This window comes from Pediococcus damnosus, assembly GCF_001437255.1.
Lineage (GTDB): Bacteria > Bacillota > Bacilli > Lactobacillales > Lactobacillaceae > Pediococcus > Pediococcus damnosus.
This window is the reverse complement of the sequence record NZ_JQBD01000040.1, coordinates 1-17,612: the sequence shown is the minus strand read 5'-3', so window position 1 is coordinate 17,612 and position 17,612 is coordinate 1. Positions and strand designations below refer to the sequence as shown.

The following is a 17,612-nucleotide window of genomic DNA, read 5'->3' as shown; positions in this document are numbered from 1 at the left end:
GGCACCTAGGAAAACTTGACACATACAAAATGGTCATTTCATTTTCATATTAATTACAATAAGGTATAATTTATGTCAGTAGGTTATTGTGAATTTATACTAGGGGCGTTAGAGTAGTTTTAGATGGATGAGTAACCTTGATTAGTAAATATTTAGAGAGTGTGAGTGGAGTAAAATTATGGAAAAAACAATTTCAATTAATGCTGGAAGTTCGTCGTTGAAATTTAAACTGTTCGAAATGCCAAGTGAAAAGGTTTTGGCAAGTGGACAGGTGGATCGAATCGGAATTGATGGTTCCACATTTACAATTATTTATGGGGACCAACAAAATATTCGGATTGAAAAACCAGTTAAAAATCACGAAGTAGCAATTAACATTGTGTTGGACGCCCTCATTGACTTAAAAATTATCAAAAGTTATGACGAGATTACTGGGGTTGGCCATCGGGTTGTAGCTGGAGGTGAGCTTTTTAAAGGGTCTGTTCTCATTACAGACAAGGTGATTCAACAAATTGAGAGTTTGTCAGAATTAGCCCCCTTACATAATCCGGCGAACGTTATTGGAATTCGGGCCATGCAAAAGGTGCTCCCTAATGTTACTAGTGTTGCCGTGTTTGATACTTCTTTCCATGAAACATTACCTCCTAAGAATTATTTATATAGTATTCCTTACGAATATTATGAAAAATATGGTGCTCGTAAATATGGCGCTCATGGGACGAGCCATCAATCAGTTGCCTTAGAGGCGGCCAAGTTACTTGGAAAACCACTAAGCTCTTTAAAAATGATTACACTGCATTTAGGTGCTGGGTCTTCAGTTGATGCTATTTTAAATGGCCAGTCATATGATACTTCAATGGGATTTACGCCACTTTCTGGGATCACAATGGCAACTCGTTCTGGAGATATTGATGTTTCTTTAGTGAATTATCTGATGGAAAAACTAAACATTACAGATTTTTCCGAAATGATTAAGATTTTAAACACTAAATCAGGCTTGCTAGGAATTTCAGGAATCTCTTCTGATATGCGAGATGTCCTTGAGGCAAGACATAAGAGTCGGCGGGCTGAATTAGCCATAGAAATTTTTGTGAATAATATTGTGAAGTACATTGGCGCGTATATTGCCGAAATGCACGGAATTGACGTTTTAGTGTTCACTGCTGGCATTGGTGAAAATGGGATGTTGGTTCGAAAAATGATTGTAGACGAATTAGATTACTTTGGTCTTAAAATTGATAATGAGAAAAATCAAGTGCAAGGTGAATTGCGTGATATCAGTACAGCTGATTCTAAAGCCAAAGTATTGGTTGTGCCAACTAACGAAGAATTGGCGATTGCGCGTGAAGTTGAAAAATTTAAAAAAAGAACAAATTAAGCAAACTGTTAAAACACTAAACTTTTGTGAGGAGGATTTCACGATGGATTTATTTGATAGTTTAAAGGCAAAAATTAAGGGACAAAATAAAACGGTGGTTTTTCCAGAAGGTGAAGAGCCGCGGATTTTTACGGCCGCATCAAGGTTAGTACAAGATGGTTTGGCTAAGCCTATACTATTAGGCAAGCAGACTGAGATTGAAAAGCGCGCCGAAAAAGACGATATCAGTTTAGATGGAATTGAAATTATTAATCCTGATACATATCCAGAAGCTGACAAACAAGCAATGACAGATGCTTTAGTTGATCGGCGCAAGGGTAAAAATACCGTTGAAGAAGTCAAAAAGATGTTAGAAGACGTCAATTACTTTGGAACGATGTTAGTTTATTTGAAAAAAGCTGACGCCATGGTATCCGGAGCCGTGCATCCAACGGGAGACACGGTTCGTCCGGCCCTCCAAATTATTAAAACTAAACCCGGTGTCAAGCGGATTAGTGGGGCATTTGTGATGCAACGTAACAATGAGCGTTATATCTTTGCGGATACGGCGATCAATATTGATCCAGATGCGGCAACGTTGGCAGAGATTGCGGTTGAAAGTGCAGAAACAGCCAAGGTCTTTGATATTGAACCCAAAGTTGCAATGTTGAGCTTTTCGACAAAGGGATCTGCAAAGGGCGATGTGGTTACCAAGGTCCAAGAGGCAACTAAGTTAGCTCAAGAGAAAGCTCCTGGAGTAGAAATTGATGGCGAACTGCAATTTGATGCGGCGTTTGTACCAGATGTGGGGGCAAGCAAGGCACCAGATTCTAAGGTGGCAGGTCACGCAACGGTATTTGTCTTCCCAGAATTGCAATCGGGAAATATTGGCTATAAGATTGCCCAACGTTTAGGCCATTTCGAAGCGATTGGACCAATTTTGCAGGGATTGAATGCACCGGTGTCAGATTTGTCACGTGGTGCTAGTGATGAAGATGTTTATAAGGTAGCAATAATGACGGCGGCCCAGTCAATAAAATAGTGGGTGGAATAAACCGTTAAAAACCAGCATATAACTGTCCTGAAAGCGGGGAGAATTCCCCGCGGTAAGGATAGTTATATGCTGGTTTTGGTTTATGGAACCGTCTTAGAGCTCCGCCAAAAAATAATTCACAGACGTGACGGATGCGAGTTCTTGCGGATGGATTTGCCACAAGAATCGACAATGAGTGAATTATGGAAGATTTTCGGGACGAAAATCATCATTTATAAATGGAATAATGCGGGATTGCAATCCCGCGGGAGTCATGCTTATCTATCCCTTTTTGACTTGTCGAACCGTCCTGAAAAAATAAAAATCAAGGCGGTAAGGATAGTTATATGCTGGTTTTGTTTTATGGAATCGTCCTGAAGCTCAGTGGAAAACTGTGTTTAATTTCAAATTTTAATTTATTGAACCTTGACAGCACCTAAGAACATCTTTACACTAAGTATTAATTCATAGGCAGTACCAAGTCTGTGAATTGTGAATAATTTAAGAGAACACCGTTTAATTGTTTCAGAGAAAACAAAATGGTTGTGTCATCGATTAATAGAAGGGCCTTTTTAGGCTACCTAAATAAAACCATTTTGGAATCTGAAGCAAACGTTATGTTTGTTTTTGGATTCCTTTTTCTTTGGATCGATTCTACGCAAAATAGCTAAAAGGAAGAGGTATATGCATATGAATCGATTAGCAGTACAGTTACCAGGGTTAGATTTAAAGAATCCCATCATTCCAGCCAGTGGTACATTTGGTTATGGGGATGGTTTTGCCAAACGGTACGACTTGAATCTACTAGGGTCAATGGTTATCAAAACAACAACCCCGAAACCACGAGCAGGAAATGCTGCACCTCAATTCACCACAACAGTTGGCAGTCATTTGAATTCAGTTGGACTAAAAAATCCGGGGATTGATGTTGTGATGGCCGAAAGATTACCGTGGTTGGCTGAACATTTTCCAGAACTACCGATTATTGGCAGTGTGGCTGGAGATTCAATTGAAGAATATCGCGATTTGGTTGGTCAAATGAGCCAAGCACCAAACGTTCATGCGATTGAGTTAAATGTTTCCTGTCCCAATGTGGCTAACGGGGGCATGGCGTTCGGAGTTGATCCAGACGTGGTTAAAAAAATCACTGAACAATGCAAATCAGTTTCGAAAGTTCCCTTGTATGTGAAACTTTCGCCGAATGTGACTGACATTGGTGAAATTGCGGAAGCTGCTCAGGCGGGCGGTGCAGACGGAATTACCATGATCAATGCGATTTTGGGGATGCGGATTGATTTAAAAACGGGTAAACCTGTTTTAGCCAATCGGACAGGTGGGTTATCCGGACATGCACTTAAAACGGTGGCCATCCGAATGGTTGCAGAGGTGAGAAAGCATGTGACGTTGCCAATTATTGGAGTTGGTGGTGTTTATACTGCAGAGGATGCAGTTGAATTACTGATGGCGGGCGCCAATGCGATTGAAGTCGGAGCGGCTAACTATGACGATCCACTGACTTGTCCAAAAATCATTTCGACATTACCAATCGTGTTAGATAATTTGGGAATTTCGACAATTAATGATTTAACTAAGCAATAAGATTGATTGAATCAAAAAGAGTCATCCAAGTCGCGAGAATCAAAATCTCGTTGAATTTGGATGGCTCTTTTTAGTTATTTTGTTTTTAATTTAGCTTGGCACTCAGGACACAATCCGTAAATTTCAAAAAGATTACCGGAAACTTGATAACCAGTTTGCTTGGCTGCTTCTGTTTCCATTCGGTGAGCGTCTTTGGCAAAGCCATCATAGAATACGTCAGTGATCTTTCCGCAATTTGTACAAATTATATGATAGTGCGGTTTATTGAAATAATCATAATGGACACCGTCTTCACCATTAGCCAGTTCAATAACAAGGCCGAGGTCCACGAGTAACTTTAACGTATTGTAGGTGGTTGCCAAGCTCAGATTAGGCGATTCCTGATTTAAATCTTCATAGATGGTTTCAACAGTTGGATGGTTATGATGAGTAACCAAATAAGTCAAAATGGTCTGTCGTTGGGGCGTAATGCGGATATGCTTTTTTTGTAGTTCTTGGAGTGCTTCAGCGACTTCATCATTATCCATAAGTTGGCCTTCTTTCTTTTTAGTGAACATCAAATTCATTTAATCACTTTTTTTAAATGACATCAACTTGAAACAACAAAATGAAAATGGATTTTTCTTATTTTCAGAAATTAGTTTACACCAAACCAAATATGAAATACAATTAAATCGATTTAAAATGATTCTAATTTAGGCAGGAGAGAGCATTATGAATAGTAAAACAGATATATTTAGTGGAAATCGAAGTCTGCATAATTGGTTTGTGGGAATTTTGTTGGCAGGGACATTTACAATGTCAATTAGTCAATCGTCATTGTCTACAGCTTACCCAACCCTGATGCGTTACTTTGGAGTTTCCGCAACCACGATTCAGTGGCTCACCACGGGATTTATGTTGGTAATGTGTATTATGATGCCAATTAGTCCGTGGCTGCTCAGTAATGTGTCATTTAAGCATCTTTTTCAAGCAGTGTTGCTCTTGTTTGATGTGGGAACATTAATTATCTTGCTTGCTCCCAATTTTCCGGTGATGCTGTTAGGTCGGATTCTGGAAGCAATGGCGGTAGGAATCTTATTTCCATCCTACCAAAGTGTTATGTTGACCATTACGCCAGAAGAATCGCGTGGGGTCACAATGGGCGTTGTTGGCCTCGTGATGGGATCAGCGCTGGCAGTTGGGCCAATCATTTCCGGAATTGTTTTAAGATTTACTTCTTGGCAGGGGTTATTTGTTGTTTTTGCCATCATTATTACGATCGTTTGGTTACTTTCCTTCAAATACATTTCTGATGTGATGGAATTGAAGCGAACTAAGTTAGATTACATTTCGGTACTCAGTTCGTTAGGATTTATTGGAATTTTATATGTTATTAATCAGATTGGTAAACCTCAGGTAAACTGGTCACAACAGCTGATCTTATTAATTGTCAGTGTTGTTGCTGTGGGTTATTTTGTTTTTCGTCAATTTCACCAAAAAACGCCAATGTTGGAATTACGCGTCCTTAAAAGTTTTAACTTTGATTTGGCAGTCCTTTTAACTGGGGTTTCTTATATTGCCTTAATTGTCACAACTATCATTTTTCCACTCTATTATCAAGAGGTCCTTCATCTGTCGCCATTTGTATCTGGAATGGCGCTGGTTCCAGGGGCAATCTTTTTAAGTATTTTAAATCCGATTGCCGGAAGACTTGCGGATCGGATCGGGTTTAAAAGCGTTTTGCTGATCGGTATGAGTATGATCACATTGGGATGGGGAATTTTATTTGTGTTCTCGAGCTCGATTAGTTTAGGTGGAATGATTGTTTTAGGAATGTTAATCGAAGGCGGTAACGCATTTGTGATGATGCCAGCCGTGACCATGGGTGCGAATTCATTGCCAGACAACCTGATTGCCCACGGAACCGCAGTTATTACAACGGTTCGCCAAATTTTAGGCTCACTAGGAGTTGCCTGCGCCACAATCATTTTAACTGTGGTTACTAACAACCATATTGCCAAAGGAGAACATGTAGAAGTAGCTTCTCAAATGGGTTACAGAGCTGTATTTTTCACATTCTTTTTAGTTGCAATTGTTGGAATATTATTAGCAACTTTGCTTAAAAATTCAGAAAAAAAGGGTTAAATTGATAAACTGTTGTATACTAATAAAGTTGAATAAAAACGAGGTATATAACATGACTTGGAAGACGTTTGGTCATAAGTGTCGAACTTATTGGCAAGGATTCATGATTCGATTTAATCGTGCTGACGCGGCAAATAATGCCGTTGTTCTTGCCTTTTACACATTATTAGCAATGTTCCCCGCAATTATTTTTGTTGGGAACCTGTTGCCGTTATTCCACATCAATGTGGGAACGGTTCTTGAATATATTGAAACAGTTGTCCCGAGTACAATTTATCAAATTAGCCAACCCATTGTGAAAGATTTTTTGGAAAAAGGAAACGGCGAGGTATTGTCAGTTGGTGCCATTTTAATGTTATGGTCATCAAGCCAGGCTGTATCCGCTTTTCAGCGATCAATTAATCGCGCTTATGGGGTTGCAAAGTTTCAAAATCCCATTATTAATCGAATTGTTGGCTTCCTTTTCACCATTTTCTTTGTGGGGTTGATTGGGTTGATGATGTTTTTTTACAGTTTTGGTCAAACAATTGTGGCCTATCTAACGCCAATTCTCAAACTACCCCACAGTTTGTTTCAAATTGTTGGGAGTGTTAAATTGCCCTCAGCTTTAATTATTATATTTTTTAGTTTAACTATTTTATATTATGTAGTTCCTAATGCCAGAATCCGCTACGGCAGTGTTATCGTAGGATCGGCGGCAGCCACCATTGGTTTGATGGGGGTTTCTCAGCTTTTTACTGCGTATCTTCGTTTCTTTGCCCGTTCTGTAAACAGTTATAAAACTCTTGGAACTTTTATTGCGTTAATGTTCTGGTTAGAGTTTTCGGCACTGGTCATCATGATTGGTGGCGTAATTAATGCAACTAGTCAGGAATTAAAGTACGGCAATCTAGAGGACACAACCAAAGATTGGCAGCAAAGATTAAAAAGGCTTTGGAAATGATTGCAATAGGAATTATAGGGTTGTTGGTATCATTTTTTTGTTTAAAACGTGATTACTTTAAATTATGGTTGAAAGAATTCACATCTTGGAGGAGTTGCTAGTAATGAAAAAAAATAACGAAGAACTATTTGAAGGTTCAGTTGAAATTTATATGTCAACGCTGAAGTTTTTAGAACAAGTCCTTTCTGAGCCAACTAAGCAATATCATATTTCTTTTGAACAATTTTTAATTCTTCGCAACGTTCGTTATCACGATGATGTTACCCAAATGGGGATTGCTGAGCAACGAAAGGTGACAAGAAGTGCAATTGCTCGTCAAATCAAATCCTTGCTGCAGCTCGAATATATTTCCCAGACACCAGAACCTAAAGATCAACGAAAATTATATTTACGCTTAACGGATCGTGGTGCTGAAGTGGAAGATCAAATTGATCAAGAAGTTCACAAGGTTTTCGAAGGTTGGGTTGCTAAAATGGGCGAAGATAAAGTTACCGAATTATTGAAACTCTTGCAGGAATTTGGCAGCAAAATTATGGTAACAAAATAAATTTGATTGTAGAAAAAGACAGGAACATCATTAACATCTAAAATTAAGCAACTGGTTATTCTCTGGAGTAGGAGTAACAAGTCATTTAATTTTATGAGGTGCTGAGTGATGTTTCTGTCTTTTTTAACTCTTTTAATTAAAATCTAAAGGTTGAAAGTACAAAAATGACTTCAGTTACTGCTATTAAACGGCTTAGCCCACAAAAATTAGGTTAATTGTCGTTCTGTGGCTCACTTGGCCTGGAACGGGGTGCGAGTTCTTGTGGCAAAATTAGCCGCAAGAACTCGCACTACGTTCCGGACCAGATTTGCTGAAAGACGGTATTTTAATCTAATTTTGTTACCACGAACGTTTTTGTATCAAGCAATTGAATGTGATTTTGTACTTTCAACCTTTAATTAAAATCATTTACGCCATTCAGAATCACGTAATCAACTTTGCGGATTGATGCCAGTGAACGGCCACCCGCATAAGAAATAGCGGATTGTAAATCCTGGTGAATTTCTTCTAACGTATCTTGGATGTGACCACGATAGGGAACTAACATTTGGCGACCTTCAACGTTTTTATGCTGTCCCTTTTGAGTTTCTGAAGCTGAGCCGTAATATTGTTTATAATTTTTTCCATCAATTGTAATCATGTTGCCAGGTGATTCTTTATGTCCCGCCATTAGAGAGCCAATCATGACCATTGTGGCGCCAAAACGGACTGACTTGGCGATGTCACCGTTAGTTCGGATTCCACCATCAGCAATGATTGGCTTGCTTGCAGCCTTGGCACACCAACGAATGGCAGCTAACTGCCAACCACCAGTTCCAAAGCCAGTTTTTAACTTAGTAATGCAAGCTTTTCCAGGGCCAATTCCGACTTTTGTGGCATCAGCACCAGCATTTTCAAGCTCACGAACTGCTTCAGGGGTACCAACGTTTCCCGCAATCAAAAAGGTTTCGGGAAGCAAGGATTTGATGTGCTTAATCATACGAATCACGCTGTTGGCATGGCCATGGGCGATGTCAATGGTGATGAACTCAGGATTAGCTTTTTGTTCAGCCAGTTGAGCAATAAAATCAAATTCTTCTTTTTTTACCCCAACGCTAATTGAAGCAATTAATTTTTGTTCATGCATTTTTTTAATGAATGCCAGGCGGGTTTCAGGTTCGAAACGGTGCATGACGTAGAAATAACCGTTTTTAGCTAACCACACTGACAAATCTTCATTGATAACCGTTGCCATGTTGGCAGGGACAACCGGAACTTTAAACGTGTACTTTCCTAGTTTGACGGTAGTATCTGCTTCTGAGCGACTCTCAATAATACATTTGTTAGGAATTAGTTGAACATCTTGATAATCAAAAACTCTCATAATTTTGTGTCCCTTCTTTTAATGATTAAGCATTCCAACTGTCAGTTAAAACGTTGGTTTGTTCACGATCTGGGCCTACTGAAAATGTGGAAAGAGGAATTCCAACTAATTCGGAAACTCGTTTCAGGTAGTTCCGCGCATTTTCAGGTAGGGCATCTAAAGTTTTACATGAGGTAATATCTTCGTTCCATCCAGGTAATTCTTCATAAATTGGTTCACAGTTTTCAATTGCTTTTTCAGCCGCTGGATAGTGATAAATGGTTTTGCCGTCTAACTTATAGGCGGTACAAATTTTGATGGTTGATAAACCGGTTAAAACATCTAAACAGTTTAAACAAAGACTTGATAGGCCACTAACGCGCTTGGCATGACGTAACACAACGGTATCTAACCAACCGATTCGACGAGGACGGCCGGTTACCGTTCCATATTCATGGCCGGCTTCACGGATGAAATCACCAATCTGGTTAAGTTGTTCAGTAGGAAATGGGCCATCACCAACTCTGGATGTGTAAGCTTTACAAGCGCCGACCACTTGGTTGATTCGTTGAGGGCCAACACCAGCACCAACTGCGGCGCCACCGGCAATCGGGTTAGAAGAGGTCACATAAGGGTAAGTCCCATGATCAAAATCTAACATGACACCCTGAGAGCCTTCAAACAAAACTCTTTTGTTATCATCGAGTGCATCATTTATAAGGACTGATGTGTCTGTAACTTGATCTTTGATTTCTTGACCATATTGATAGTAGCTTTCAAAAATATCTTCGAACTTCAATGGTTCTGTTTCATATAATTTAGTAAATAATAAGTTCTTCGCTTTTAAATTTGTTCTTAATTTTTCTTCAAAGGTTTCGCGGTCTAACAAATCACAGATTCGAATTCCGATTCGTTCAGCCTTATCCATATAAGCAGGGCCGATTCCTTTGTGCGTGGTGCCAATTTTACCAGCTGCTTTGGATTGTTCCTGTAACTCATCCAAACGAATGTGATAAGGAAGAATTACTTGAGCCCGGTCGGAAATCCTCAGATTATTTGTGGGAATCCCATTGCTTTCTAAGTAGTGCAATTCGTTGTGTAACGATTTTGGATTAACCACAACCCCGTTTCCGATGACACTCAAACCATCCTGATTAAAAATTCCAGATGGAATAAGTTGTAATGCGAATTTTTTGCCTTGAAAGACGATTGAATGTCCGGCATTATCTCCGCCAGAGAAACGAACGGTTAAAGCAGCCTTACGACCTAGAAAGTCGGTGATTTTACCTTTTCCTTCATCGCCCCATTGACTACCTACAACTACTATTGATGACATTTAAAGACCCCCGAATAATTTGATTTACGCAACTAGACAAGTGTAACAAGGCTTTTCAAAAAATGCAAGTAAAAAACGAACAATAAAATAATATATTTAAAGTAAAATTTGTGTTTAATAACATTATCTTTTGTAAAAAGATGATTATTAACTAATAATAATGGAATATGCGATATTTATATGATATAGTATTATACGGATATTAGCTGGAATTGTTCTGATTAAAGAAATGTGAGGAATACGAATGTTAGAAAGATATACGCGTGAAGAAATGGGTAATGTTTGGAGTTTACATAATCAATATGCATCATGGCTAAAAGTTGAAATTTCGGCAGTTAAGGCGTGGGGAAAACTAGGAAAAATTTCTGCTGATGATGTGGCCAAAATTCAGAAAAATGCGAAATTTGATGAAACCCGTATCGCAGAAATTGAAGTTGTGACGCATCACGATGTCATTGCTTTTACCCGCGACGTTTCAGAATCTTTAGGTGCTGAAAAAAAGTGGGTCCATTATGGGTTAACAAGTACTGATGTTGTGGATACTGCGCAAGGTTATCGTTTAAAGCAGGCCAATGAGATTATTCGTCGTGATCTGAAAACTTTCAAACAAACGTTAGCCAGCCAAGCAAAAAAGTATAAATATACGGTGATGATGGGTAGAACGCATGGTGTGCATGCGGAACCAATGACGTTTGGTTTGAAATTGGCGCGTTGGTATTCAGAAATCAATCGAGATATTGAACGGTTTGAACATGCAGCTAAGGGCGTTGAAGCCGGAAAAATTAGTGGCGCCGTGGGAACATTTGCGAATGTTCCCCCTGAAGTGGAAGAATTTGTATGTGAAGATTTAGGATTGAATGCACAAGAGATTTCGACGCAAATTTTGCCACGTGATTTACATGCGGAATATATTGCCACGCTTGCTTTAATTGCGACCAGCGTTGAGGAGTTTGCCACCGAGATTCGTGGTTTGCAAAAATCAGAGGTGCGTGAAGTTGAAGAACATTTTGCACCTGGTCAAAAGGGATCTTCAGCAATGCCCCATAAACGTAATCCCATCGGTTCAGAAAACGTTTCGGGATTAGCGCGGGTAATTCGTGGGCATGTGCAAACGGCTTATGAAGACGTGAATTTATGGCATGAACGTGATATTTCGCATTCATCTGCTGAACGAATTATTTTACCGGATACGACAATTTTAGTAGATTATATTTTAACGCGGATGAATAAAATTATTGGTGAATTAACGGTATTTCCAGAACATATGAAGGCTAATATGGGACGTAGTTTTGGTTTGATTTACAGCCAACGCGTGTTACTGAAGCTAATTGATGCGGGGATGTCACGTGAAGATGCGTATGATCGGATTCAGCCGTTAACGGCCAAAGCATGGGATGAAGAAATTCAATTTAAGCCATTGGTTGAAAATGATCCAGTGATTCAAAAACACCTCACTAAAAAAGAAATAGATGATGCCTTTGATTACCGGTATCATCTAAAGAATGTGGATTATATTTTTAATCGGGTGGGAATAAAATAGAGTGCTTAAAAAGGACGGTTAGCTCTTGAGCATTAGCTTAGATAGTTAAATGATTCGGGTTAGGAATCGTTTGACTACCGTAGCTACTACTCCGCAAAAGTAGATGATTTTCGTTCCGAAAATCTTTTATGCTTCGGACGTTGGCCATTCTTGTGGCCGAAAACCGGACCGCAAGAAACATGGCAAGCGGAGAGAGCTGCCCTTTTTTGCACGTTTCGGATCTAAAAAAGATGATCTAGTTAACCGAATGATTCGATCTTGGAATCGTTTGGTTAACGTAGCTACTACTCCGCAAAAGTAGATGATTTTCGTTCCGAAAATCTTTTATGCTTCGGACGTTGGCCATTCTTGTGGCCGAAAACCGGACCGCAAGAAACATGGCAAGCGGAGAGAGCTGCCCTTTTTTGCACGTTTCGGATCTAAAAAAGATGATCTAGTTAACCGAATGATTCGATCTTGGAATCGTTTGGTTAACGTAGCTACTACTCCGCAAAAGTAGATGATTTTCGTTCCGAAAATCTTTTATGCTTCGGACGTTGGCCATTCTTGTGGCCGAAAACCGGACCGCAAGAAACATGGCAAGCGGAGAGAGCTGTCCTTTTTTTGCACGTTTCGGATCTAAAAAAAGATGATCTGGTTAACCGAATGATTCGATCTTGGAATCGTTTGACTATCGTAGCTACTACTCCACAAAAGTAGATGATTTTCGTTCCGAAAATCTTTCATGCTTCGGACGTTGACCATTCTTGTGGCCGAGACCCAGACCGCAAGAACATGGCAAGCGGAGGAAGCTGCGACTTGTACTTGCTGATTTTCGGCTTAGTACAATCGACATCGACACGAAAGTTAGTGTCTTTTTAAACACGTTTCGGACCCTAAGGAAAAGTGATAGCTTAATTACTGGATTCATCTGTTTTAGCAAGCTCAGTTCAGATCCTTTAAATACCCAGAGAGTCGCGTTAATCTTTGCTGAAATATGCAGCCAACCAAAATTAGCAAGACACCAGTTACAATTAAAATGTAACGAATGGAAACTTGATCAGCCAGCGGTCCATAAACGAGCATGGCAATTGGATAAATTCCAGTTGATACAATTTGCAAAATGGAAAAAACACGGCCCATCTTTTCCTTAGCGACATTTTCTTGAATTAAGATGTTTGATGTCGCTTGAATAATTGGCATGCAAATTCCTGAGAAAAACATGAAGAGTAGGTAGACCCAAAAGGGTTCAGGCAATCCCATGACGGCAAAACTAATTCCCGATCCGACAAAACCAACAGCAATTAATTTGATTTTGTGAGGGAGGCGTTTTTGCATTGTAATGTAGAAACTTCCTAACAGGGCTCCCATTGTCCAAAGCAACTCGTTTAGCGTCAATCGCCAAACTGCGGATCCAAATGTTCGTTTAACGAATAATGTGGATAATTGTGAAGATGGGGCAACCAAAATAAAGGCAATTAACGTGAATAGCATAAAATTACGAAGGTAACGATGTGAGAAGGTGTACTGTAAACCATCTCTAATTCCCGAAAGTCCCGTAACTTGTTCGTGAGGTTGCTGATCTTGTTGCGAAGCCTGGACACGCGACATTAAAATGATTCCCGTTGTAGCAGTGATTAAATCAACCACAAAGACAAACATAATGCCGAGCCTTCCTAAGATAAAACCACTTAGAATCGGGGAAATTAATAAGAGAATGGAACTAATAAACTGATTTAAGCCGTTTATACGGGAAAGCTCTTTTTTGGGCGTTATTTCTGGTAGCAAGGCATTACCAGCTGGGGTTTGAATGCCCGAACCTAGTGAACGAATGGCGGCAATTAAAAGAAGCAGCCAAAGATCACGTGAAAAGAAAAAATAGATTATGGCTGTTCCAACGGTTAACAAAGTGACTAACGAACTGGAAGCAATAATCAGTTTTTTGCGACTGTATTGATCAGACCAAATACCAGCCCATAGTGAAATTAAAATTTGTGGTAATGTTGTCGCCATGGTAGCCAGCATAATCCAGGTTCCAGAAGATGTTTTTAAGGCAATGTACCAAAGAATGGCGAAGTAAACGGAAGAAGAACCGAACAAGAAAAAGTTTTGAGAAGCTAAAAAATAACCGACATTTCTTTTCCAGTTGTGTGATTCAATAGAGGGCATGTTAACCATCTCCTTTTGTCATTATTTTACCACGAAGGAAATGGTGAGTACTAAGGAAAATGAGCGCAAAATAAAATCCCAAGTTTTATCGGCTAAAGTGCGGATAAAGTTTGGGATTCTTCTAATTTATTCAGTCGTTTTGAATTTTTGGTCAAGCGCTTCGGTTAAAATCTGAGAAACATTAATGCCAGTTTGTTTTGCCCAATCGTTCAAGTATTGAGGAATGGTCACATTGCGACGAATTCGTTTTGTGTTTTTTGTTTCATGTTCTTCAATTGGAATCATGATGACATTTTCACCCTCAACTAAATGAGTGTGTTTCATATCAGATGGTTCGGGCATTTCGTCTTGAGCCATAATTGCTTTTTCTGCCTTTTCAGTTGCTTGAACTAATGTGTCACCCTCAATTAGCATTCCTGGGAAATCTGGGATTAGTAATTCTACAGAGCCATTTCGACCCGAAAAAATAGCTGGATAAATTTTCATACACATTCTCCTTTTCGTCGGAACTAAATTTTCTATAATGTGTATTATACATACATGAATATTATAAGTAAAACCATATGATAATCATAAATCTAAACTCGATAAACAAGCTTAATAACTTCACAGACGACGGGATCATTTGTGGAAAACTGACGATCATATTTGTTCATTTGAGCTGCAAATTTATTTTTGCTACGCTCTTGCCAATCTTCAAGTGTGCGTTTACCTTCAGCTTCATTGTAAGCATGTTCTGCTGAAACACGGAAAAATGGAACCAATTCAGAAACAACTGTTTCAATAATTCCCACAGCATGCATGTCGGCATTTAAAAGAACGGCATAATCGCCTACTTGGGGGATTGGTTCGTCTTTAGAAGAATAGTAAGCAAGTGGTTTGGATGTGGCAATTTTGTCACCAGCCAGAATTTTATCGGTGAGTTCACTAACCTCTTTTGAATTGGATTGTTCACCAAACCAACGCGTTTGAAAAGTCTTATTGGTAAGCTGATGAGATTCTGCAAAATCTGTCCAAATTTTTTCTGCACTAATAGCCATGATAGTTAGTCCCCATTTCATTATTTAATGACTGTAGTGTAGCACTTTGAAGATGGGAAGTGAACGAATTTTGTTTGTGAAACGCCATAAATGTAAGCCTTTTATATTTTGTAAAAAATTAAGTTATCCGATAAATCATGAATTGGATTTCTAAACGAAGTAATTCATTTTTGGTATAATGAGCTTAGAAGTAGTTTGGGAGGGATGGTAGTGAAGAAAGAACGAATTTTAAACGTTGAGGGCAGTGTGAATTTTCGTGAACTTGGCGGATATTCAACCAAAGATGGAAAATCCATCAAATGGCAAAAGCTTTTACGTTCTGGTGATCTAAGTAGGTTGACGGATGAAGCTGTGCAGAATTTGAACGATTACGGTCTTCACTATGATATCGATTTACGTTCTCCTTCAGAAGCTGGATGGCTACAGGATCGTTTACCTAATGACGTAATTTATCGTTCATATCCGGTTTATCCAATTGCCAAAAGTGAAACTTCTGACCTACCTGAATTGCCAAATGACTCAACGACAAGCGACTATTCTCATCCCTATGCTTTGATGATTATGAATCCGCAAAGTCAGTTAGCATTTCGAATGATGTTTCAAGATATGCTAGCTAATTCAGATTCAAAAAAGTCGTTGCTTTTTCATTGTGCAGCCGGAAAAGATCGTACTGGAGTTGCGGGATTCTTAATTTTAACTGCGTTGGGAGTCGATTACCCGCTGATTAAACAGGATTACATTTTAACGAACGTTGTTTACAGTACAATGGATCAAGACAGTTTACGAAAACAACTGAAAAATGACAAAGCTGAAAACTTTGTTAATAAAATGAATTCGGTTTTTCAGGTGCAAGGAGATACTTTAGACATCGCCAGACAGGCTATTTTGGATAATTATGGCGATTATGAAACTTACTTTAAACAGGCAATGAAACTTTCCAAGGCTGATTTAGATGATTTAAAAGCGATTTACTTAGAATAAAGAGGCTAATCATGGAAAAACAGCGAGTTTTACCGATCAAATCGGGATTGAATTTTCGCGAGTTGGGTGGTTATTCAACGAAAGATGGAAAGACGATTAAGTGGCAAAAGCTTTTGCGGTCAGGGTATTTGTCAGTGCTCACAAAAGAGGACAAACATTATCTTAGTGATTATGGGTTACGTTATGACGTTGATTTGCGTTCGGATTATGAGATTTCACGAAATCCCGATCCTCATATTCCAGAAATGGTGCAGGTAACGGCTTCAGTTTATCCATTTACAACTCAGCAACCATCAAGTATTAAACGATGGCTGAAACACCTGTTCCATAAAGAAACGCACGAACCAAGCATGCTTTCGGATCCATATCAACTGATGGTTCTTGATAACCATGCTCAGACGGCGTTTAAAAAATTATTCCAGGTTTTGCTAAAAAATGATCAACCAGATGAATCAGTTGTCTTCCACTGTTCAGCGGGTAAGGATCGAACGGGAATTGCGGCGTTTTTAGTTTTAAGTGCCCTTGGGGTTCCTCAAGAAACAATTGAAAATGATTATTTACTTTCAAATCAAGTTCTCTTTGGAAAAATGCCGTCATTAAAATCAGCTACAGCTACAAAAAATACGGCACTTGACCGCATGAACCAGGCTAGAAATGTGAATCTGCAAAGCCTTCATTTGGCTGAACAGGCAATTGAAACTTCATACCAGGGGATAACTAATTATCTTCATGAAGCGATGAATTTGTCTGACGAAGATTTAAATCAATTAAAAGAGCTTTATACAGAACAGAAAAAAGTTTGACAACAGATATCCTGTGTCAAACTTTTTTATTGTTTATAGAAATGCTAATAAAACTACGGCAAGTAGAAATGCCACGCCGAGGAATGCAGCTGAAACAGCTTCCCAGCGGTTAGCACCTTTCATGTCCATTCGTAATCTGAATAAAACACTAAATGCCAAGATAAGAATTAATGTTTTTTCAATGGATGAATAGTTACTCCCATTTTGGAAGTAACCTGTAAACCAGCCTACCACGCAAGCGATGATGACGATAATGGCAAGGATGAAATCTGACCAATATTTTGTCCGCACACTTAACACTTCCCCATGTTTTTTATTATTTCCATACTACCTTATTTAGTGATTAAATAGCAATGAAAGCAAAAAAAGAAACCCAACCACGAATGGCTGGGTTCTTTTATATAGGGGAGTAGGTTGTTATCATGAAAAACAATGAAATATAGTAACTTTGGAGGAGTATGCTAATTTCATATAGATAAAGTTGATTGGCTTTTATCTATATTTATATAGTACCTTGGATATATGAATTTTTTGTGACGAAAGATTTAAAGGTTTATTAACTCCAATTATTTATCAATTCGCCAAGCTTTAAACTTTAGGTTCGAATGGCGTAAACAGCCTACGTGCTAAGGGGTGAGCATTCCATAAAATGAAAGGGCTAACAAAAAATGAACTTTTTTATAAAAAAGCATAGACAAAACTAATTGTTTAGTTTATAGTTGTCCTTATAGAGATGATAAGAAAAAACAAAGGAGAACTTTGCTTATGGATAAGATAACAGTTTTATGGGTCTACACTTTCTGGTATTGGTGAATA

The 17,612-nt window shown here is 38.9% G+C and carries 16 protein-coding genes; 9 read left to right on the top strand and 7 right to left on the bottom strand.

Going from position 1 to position 17,612, the window contains the following annotated elements:
* Window positions 1–178 precede the first annotated feature (178 nt).
* The 3 genes from IV84_RS06245 (at window position 179) to IV84_RS06235 (ending at window position 3,989) form a co-directional block, all read left to right on the top strand.
* The gene (locus IV84_RS06245; protein ID WP_056986260.1) at window positions 179–1,378 is read left to right on the top strand and encodes an acetate/propionate family kinase; all 1,200 of its coding nucleotides are present in this window, start codon (window positions 179–181) and stop codon (window positions 1,376–1,378) included.
* 43 nt (window positions 1,379–1,421) lie between these two features.
* Window positions 1,422–2,399, top strand: coding sequence for a phosphate acetyltransferase (gene pta, locus IV84_RS06240; protein ID WP_056986261.1), 978 nt, complete (start codon window positions 1,422–1,424; stop codon window positions 2,397–2,399).
* A gap of 681 nt (window positions 2,400–3,080) precedes the next feature.
* Window positions 3,081–3,989 carry a dihydroorotate dehydrogenase gene (locus IV84_RS06235; protein WP_046870692.1) on the top strand — a complete coding sequence of 303 codons (909 nt, stop codon included), beginning with the start codon at window positions 3,081–3,083 and terminating at the stop codon, window positions 3,987–3,989.
* A gap of 74 nt (window positions 3,990–4,063) precedes the next feature.
* Here the strand turns inward: IV84_RS06235 and IV84_RS06230 are convergent, their stop codons facing one another.
* Window positions 4,064–4,516 carry a Fur family transcriptional regulator gene (locus IV84_RS06230; RefSeq protein ID WP_046870691.1) on the bottom strand — a complete coding sequence of 151 codons (453 nt, stop codon included), beginning with the start codon at window positions 4,514–4,516 and terminating at the stop codon, window positions 4,064–4,066.
* A gap of 187 nt (window positions 4,517–4,703) precedes the next feature.
* Here IV84_RS06230 and IV84_RS06225 point away from each other — a divergent pair, with 187 nt between their 5' ends.
* From IV84_RS06225 to IV84_RS06215, 3 genes are all read left to right on the top strand, one after another.
* Entirely contained in the window at window positions 4,704–6,116 is a 1,413-nt protein-coding gene (locus tag IV84_RS06225) for an MDR family MFS transporter (RefSeq protein ID WP_056986259.1), read from the top strand.
* A gap of 52 nt (window positions 6,117–6,168) precedes the next feature.
* Entirely contained in the window at window positions 6,169–7,059 is an 891-nt protein-coding gene (locus IV84_RS06220; protein ID WP_056986258.1) for a YihY/virulence factor BrkB family protein, read from the top strand.
* 103 nt (window positions 7,060–7,162) lie between these two features.
* Entirely contained in the window at window positions 7,163–7,606 is a 444-nt protein-coding gene (locus IV84_RS06215) for a MarR family winged helix-turn-helix transcriptional regulator (protein ID WP_046870648.1), read from the top strand.
* Between the two features lie 394 nt (window positions 7,607–8,000).
* On the opposite strand, the gene IV84_RS06210 is transcribed toward IV84_RS06215, so the two are convergent.
* Window positions 8,001–8,969 (bottom strand): GMP reductase, encoded by a 969-nt coding sequence (locus IV84_RS06210; protein WP_056986257.1) that lies wholly within the window; start codon window positions 8,967–8,969, stop codon window positions 8,001–8,003.
* A gap of 25 nt (window positions 8,970–8,994) precedes the next feature.
* The gene (locus IV84_RS06205; RefSeq protein ID WP_046870647.1) at window positions 8,995–10,284 is read right to left on the bottom strand and encodes an adenylosuccinate synthase; all 1,290 of its coding nucleotides are present in this window, start codon (window positions 10,282–10,284) and stop codon (window positions 8,995–8,997) included.
* A 244-nt stretch (window positions 10,285–10,528) separates the two neighbouring features.
* Between IV84_RS06205 and purB the strand changes: the two genes are divergently transcribed.
* Complete coding sequence (purB, locus tag IV84_RS06200) at window positions 10,529–11,824, top strand: adenylosuccinate lyase (protein WP_046870646.1); 1,296 nt, start codon at window positions 10,529–10,531, stop codon at window positions 11,822–11,824.
* Window positions 11,825–12,748: 924 nt separating this feature from the next.
* Here the strand turns inward: purB and IV84_RS06195 are convergent.
* The 3 genes from IV84_RS06195 to IV84_RS06185 form a co-directional block, all read right to left on the bottom strand.
* Window positions 12,749–13,972 carry an MFS transporter gene (locus IV84_RS06195; RefSeq protein WP_371861605.1) on the bottom strand — a complete coding sequence of 408 codons (1,224 nt, stop codon included), beginning with the start codon at window positions 13,970–13,972 and terminating at the stop codon, window positions 12,749–12,751.
* A gap of 126 nt (window positions 13,973–14,098) precedes the next feature.
* A complete protein-coding gene (locus tag IV84_RS06190; RefSeq protein ID WP_052694445.1) occupies window positions 14,099–14,458 on the bottom strand; it encodes a type II toxin-antitoxin system HicB family antitoxin in 360 nt (119 codons plus the stop codon).
* 92 nt (window positions 14,459–14,550) lie between these two features.
* Entirely contained in the window at window positions 14,551–15,012 is a 462-nt protein-coding gene (locus IV84_RS06185) for an ASCH domain-containing protein (protein WP_046870643.1), read from the bottom strand.
* Window positions 15,013–15,222: 210 nt separating this feature from the next.
* Between IV84_RS06185 and IV84_RS06180 the strand changes: the two genes are divergently transcribed.
* Both IV84_RS06180 and IV84_RS06175 read left to right on the top strand, forming a co-directional pair.
* Entirely contained in the window at window positions 15,223–15,993 is a 771-nt protein-coding gene (locus IV84_RS06180; RefSeq protein WP_046870642.1) for a tyrosine-protein phosphatase, read from the top strand.
* 11 nt (window positions 15,994–16,004) lie between these two features.
* Window positions 16,005–16,796 (top strand): tyrosine-protein phosphatase, encoded by a 792-nt coding sequence (locus IV84_RS06175; protein ID WP_046870641.1) that lies wholly within the window; start codon window positions 16,005–16,007, stop codon window positions 16,794–16,796.
* Window positions 16,797–16,829: 33 nt separating this feature from the next.
* On the opposite strand, the gene IV84_RS06170 is transcribed toward IV84_RS06175, so the two are convergent.
* Window positions 16,830–17,087: a hypothetical protein gene (locus tag IV84_RS06170; protein WP_046872437.1), complete on the bottom strand. Its 258-nt coding sequence runs from the start codon at window positions 17,085–17,087 to the stop codon at window positions 16,830–16,832.
* Between the last annotated feature and the right edge of the window lie 525 nt (window positions 17,088–17,612).

What these genes read in the sequence shown, in the direction of transcription:
- IV84_RS06245 (WP_056986260.1), top strand. Translation starts at nt 179, where the DNA reads ATGGAAAAAACAATTTCAATTAATGCTGGAAGTTCGTCGTTGAAATTT.
- pta (WP_056986261.1), top strand. Translation starts at nt 1,422, where the DNA reads ATGGATTTATTTGATAGTTTAAAGGCAAAAATTAAGGGACAAAATAAA.
- IV84_RS06235 (WP_046870692.1), top strand. Translation starts at nt 3,081, where the DNA reads ATGAATCGATTAGCAGTACAGTTACCAGGGTTAGATTTAAAGAATCCC.
- IV84_RS06230 (WP_046870691.1), bottom strand. Translation starts at nt 4,516, where the DNA reads ATGGATAATGATGAAGTCGCTGAAGCACTCCAAGAACTACAAAAAAAG.
- IV84_RS06225 (WP_056986259.1), top strand. Translation starts at nt 4,704, where the DNA reads ATGAATAGTAAAACAGATATATTTAGTGGAAATCGAAGTCTGCATAAT.
- IV84_RS06220 (WP_056986258.1), top strand. Translation starts at nt 6,169, where the DNA reads ATGACTTGGAAGACGTTTGGTCATAAGTGTCGAACTTATTGGCAAGGA.
- IV84_RS06215 (WP_046870648.1), top strand. Translation starts at nt 7,163, where the DNA reads ATGAAAAAAAATAACGAAGAACTATTTGAAGGTTCAGTTGAAATTTAT.
- IV84_RS06210 (WP_056986257.1), bottom strand. Translation starts at nt 8,969, where the DNA reads ATGAGAGTTTTTGATTATCAAGATGTTCAACTAATTCCTAACAAATGT.
- IV84_RS06205 (WP_046870647.1), bottom strand. Translation starts at nt 10,284, where the DNA reads ATGTCATCAATAGTAGTTGTAGGTAGTCAATGGGGCGATGAAGGAAAA.
- purB (WP_046870646.1), top strand. Translation starts at nt 10,529, where the DNA reads ATGTTAGAAAGATATACGCGTGAAGAAATGGGTAATGTTTGGAGTTTA.
- IV84_RS06195 (WP_371861605.1), bottom strand. Translation starts at nt 13,972, where the DNA reads ATGCCCTCTATTGAATCACACAACTGGAAAAGAAATGTCGGTTATTTT.
- IV84_RS06190 (WP_052694445.1), bottom strand. Translation starts at nt 14,458, where the DNA reads ATGAAAATTTATCCAGCTATTTTTTCGGGTCGAAATGGCTCTGTAGAA.
- IV84_RS06185 (WP_046870643.1), bottom strand. Translation starts at nt 15,012, where the DNA reads ATGGCTATTAGTGCAGAAAAAATTTGGACAGATTTTGCAGAATCTCAT.
- IV84_RS06175 (WP_046870641.1), top strand. Translation starts at nt 16,005, where the DNA reads ATGGAAAAACAGCGAGTTTTACCGATCAAATCGGGATTGAATTTTCGC.